The sequence below is a fragment of the Actinomadura fulvescens genome, from assembly GCF_039533225.1.
In the GTDB taxonomy this organism is placed as follows: domain Bacteria; phylum Actinomycetota; class Actinomycetes; order Streptosporangiales; family Streptosporangiaceae; genus Spirillospora; species Spirillospora fulvescens.
Window position 1 is genome coordinate 1 of record NZ_BAAATD010000042.1, and the last position, 4035, is coordinate 4035.

General features: G+C 68.9%; 1 protein-coding gene and 1 rRNA gene. Both read left to right on the top strand.

The window, feature by feature from the left end:
- The first annotated feature begins 6 nt into the window (after window positions 1-6).
- Window positions 7-123: ribosomal RNA gene (rrf, locus tag ABD333_RS47285) — 5S ribosomal RNA — on the top strand.
- A 108-nt stretch (window positions 124-231) separates the two neighbouring features.
- Window positions 232-3279 (top strand): hypothetical protein, encoded by a 3048-nt coding sequence (locus ABD333_RS47290; RefSeq protein WP_344549487.1) that lies wholly within the window; start codon window positions 232-234, stop codon window positions 3277-3279.
- Window positions 3280-4035: the final 756 nt, after the last annotated feature.

Genomic DNA, 4035 nt, shown 5'->3' on the forward strand with positions numbered 1-4035 from the left:
TGGTCGTTCGGTGGTTATGGCGAAGGGGAAACACCCGGTCCCATCCCGAACCCGGAAGTTAAGCCCTTCAGCGCCGATGGTACTGCACGGGAGACTGTGTGGGAGAGTAGGACACCGCCGGACACTTTTTGTCGAGGGTCGCCCCGGTTAGCTGGGGCGGCCCTCGACGCATGTCTTGGACCTGTCAAAATGGGAATCAGGTCCACGAAGCAACCGAGAACAGTGACGGACGTGATGAGCACGGAAGAGGACGGCCGCAAGGACGAGCGGCGGGGCGACGACGGAAGTCGTGGCAAGCCTGCCCAGCGAGGCGGCACGCCCCGCACGGGATCCGGTGGGCAGGGCCCCCGCAAGGGCGGGCCACGCGGCGGAGCGCCTCGGGGCTCAGGTGGATACCGTTCCTCAGGACAGCGGGACGGCGGCGCCGGCGGCCCCCAGGAGCGCTCGTCCTCTGGCGGTGGCTGGAAGGGGCGTCCCGGAAAGCCCAGCGGTCAGCGTGATGACCGAGGGCAGCGGCCCGGCCGTCCGTTCAAGCCGGCTGATGACCGTCGTTCCAGCAGCGAAGAACGCCGTGGCGAAGCTCCCCGAGGCCCGCGCGGCGGTAGCGGTCCCCGTGGCGAAGGCGGTTACCAGGGACGTCCGAAGGATCGGGATTCCCGCGGGCAGGGACGTGGCCGTGACGGCGAACAGCGGTCCAGCGGGTTCCGGAAGGACCGCGACTCCGGCCAGCGTGGGGGTGAACGCCGGTTCGACGACAGGCGTCCCGGCGACCGCGACAAGCCTCGCGAGGGCCGCCCGTACGGCGACAGGCGTGGCCCGAAGCCCTTCCGCGATCGTGACGACAAGCGTGCACCCCGCCCGTATGGCGACCGCGATGATCGGCGTGGCTCCCGGCCTTACGGCGATCGCGATGACAAGCGCGGTCCGAAGGACTACGGCGACCGTGACGATAAGCGTGGTCCCAAGCCGTACGGTGATCGTGGCGGCGAGCGTGGTCCTAGGGCCTATGGCGACCGCGACGATAAGCGTGCGCCCCGCCCCTACGGTGACCGCGATGATCGGCGTGGCTTCCGACCTTATGGCGATCGCGATGACAAGCGCGGCCCGAAGGCCTACGGCGACCGCGACGACAAGCGTGGTCCCAAGGCCTACGGTGATCGCGACGACAAGCGTGGTCCCAAGGCCTATGGCGACCGTGACGATAGGCGTGGTCCCAAGCCGTACGGTGATCGTGGTGGCGAGCGTGGTCCCAAGTCCTACGGTGATCGTGACGATAGGCGTGGTTCGAAGCCGTACGGTGATCGTGGCGGCGAGCGTGGTCCTAGGGCCTATGGCGACCGCGATGACAAGCGTGCGCCCCGTCCGTATGGCGACCGCGATGATCGGCGTGGCTCCCGGCCTTATGGCGATCGCGATGACAAGCGCGGTCCCAAGGCCTATGGCGACCGCGACGACAAGCGTGGTCCCAAGGCCTATGGCGACCGTGACGATAGGCGTGGTCCGAAGCCGTACGGTGATCGTGGCGGCGAGCGTGGTCCGAAGGCCTATGGCGACCGCGATGACAAGCGTGCGCCCCGCCCCTACGGTGACCGCGACGACAAGCGTGGTCCCAAGTCCTACGGTGATCGCGACGACAAGCGCGGTCCCAAGGCCTATGGCGATCGCGGTGGCTCTCGGCCGGGCAAGCCGTTCGGTGATCGAGGCGAGCGGCGTGGCCGTTCGTTCGACGACCGCGGTGGGCAGGGCGGCTCGCGTCCGTACGGTGACCGTGACAAGCCTCGTGGCGGAGGTTCACGTCCATACGGTGACCGTGATGACAGGCGTGGCTCGCGTCCCGGTAAGTCGTTCGGCGACCGGGACAGGCCGCGCGGTGGCGGGGGAGGCCGGGGCAAGCCGTTCGGTGACCGCGACCGCGGCCCGCGCCGTCCTCGTGAGGATGAGGGTCGATCGTATGGGCCGCCGCGCGATCGCGGAGCTCAGCACGACCGTGAGGGGCAGGCGCCTCCGCGTGACATTCCGGTCCTGCCCGAGGACGTCACCGGCGAGGAACTGGACGCGGACGCGCGCGTCGAGCTGCGGACCCTGCCGAAGGACCTGGCAGGTCGGGTGGCTCGTCACCTCGTGATGGCCGGAAGGCTTGCCGAGGAGGATCCGGAGACGGCTTACAAGCACGCCCGGGAAGCGCGGCGTCTGGCTTCGCGTGTCGGGCTCGTCCGGGAAGCGGCCGGGCTGGCCGCGTATCGCGCGGGCGAGTGGGCGGAGGCGCTGGCCGAGCTGCGCGCCGCGCGCCGCCTGAGCACTGGAGACGACTCCTACCTGCCGGTGATGGCCGACTGTGAACGGGGCCTGGGGCGTCCGGAACGGGCCCTCGACCTGGTCAAGTCACCAGAGGCCAAGAAGCTGGACCCGGCGGGGCGCGTCGAGCTGCGCATCGTCGAATCCGGCGCCCGCCGTGATCTGGGGCAGTACGAAGCCGCCGTGGTGACACTGCAGGTCCCCGAGCTCAAGGACCGGCGGCTGCGTCCATGGTCGGCGCGGTTGTTCTACGCGTATGCTGACGCGCTCGCCGAAGCCGGTCGTACGGAGGAGGCGAGCGACTGGTTCGCCAGGGCCGCTGCCGCCGACCGCGACGACGAGACCGACGCCGCCGAACGCTACGCCGAGATCGAAGGCCTCGACATCTTCGACACCGAAGAGGATGAGGAATCGATCGGCGACGCGATGGCCGTGATCACGCTGCCAGAACCTTCGGAAGCTGAGGAGCTCGCGCCCGCTGACGAGTCCGCAGAAGCCGACGAGCTGGCGGGAGCTGACGAGTTCGCGGACGCCGAGGCGCCTGCGGATGCCGAGGAGCTCACGGAGGCAGAGGAGCTCACGGAGGCAGAGGAGCTCACGGAAGCCGGTGAGCTGCCGGAAGTCGGTGAGCTGGCGGATGCCGAGGAGTTCACGCAAGCCGAGGAGCCTGCGGGTGCCGAGGAGCTCGCGGAAACCGGTGAGCCGGCGGGAGCTGACGAGTTCGCGGACGCTGAGGAGCTCGCGGGAGCCGAGGAGCCGTCAGAGGGCGGTGAGACGGCCGAGTCCGTGACGCCGGATGCTGTGGAGATCGGGGTTCCGGAGATCGCGGACCCGACGGCCATCGCGTTCCAGGCGGCCGAGGACGTTGAGGCGTCTGAAGCGAGCACGGAGCAGAGCGAGGACGCGCCAGAGCCGTCGGTGGTCTTCCTCGAACCCAAGACGACCGACGACCAGGGCCAGGAGCCGCGCCCGCCGGCGGAGTAGAGGTTTCTCACGCGGGGAGACCGTGCCGATCGGCGGGATCAGCTCAGGGCTATCCCGCTGATCGGCGAAGTAGCACGGAACTCCGAGGTCGGCGCCCTGGCGCCGTTCGGCCGCATCCGCCCGCGCCACATTTTTGGGTATGCCGTCCTATGGCCTCCCAGGGCAGGTGCACTGTCGGGCTCTGGCGCCGATCGCACCACCGACCTTGCAGGCTCGGACGTTGGTGGGGATTCTCCGTACCTGGCCTTGGAGGATCGGGTCCGGCTCAGTCGACCTGGAAATCTCGGTCTGGACGAGGGCCCTGGTGGAGCCCGAGTACGAGGCCCGCTTCTGTGACAGTGACGCTTGAGAGATCGCCGACCGGCTCAAGGTGAACGGTGTCCAGAGCATGCTCCGCGACGCCGGCAGCCGACGAGCCGAACCGCAACGGTCTTGTGAGGGGCGGGCGCTTTCAGGAAGATCCCTTCATGTCGATAGCGCCGAATCAGCTCCCTGAGGGGCTGCCGCCGGGTCGGTTGATCACTCCAGAGTCGGGCGGCGAGCCGGGGCTGTGGGTCTCGGATGAGCCGTTGTACGAGGCGGACGCCGGAGCGCGCTGGGCCGACTTGCTGGCCCGGCACCCCCACACCGGGGTTGCGTCCACGGAGATGGTGTACGAGTTTGACCAGGCCAGAGGGCGTGGCGTCGTGAAGTAGGACGGCCACCGCGTGATCCTTCGAATCGACCAAGATCTCGAAGGAAAGGAAACGCGATGGC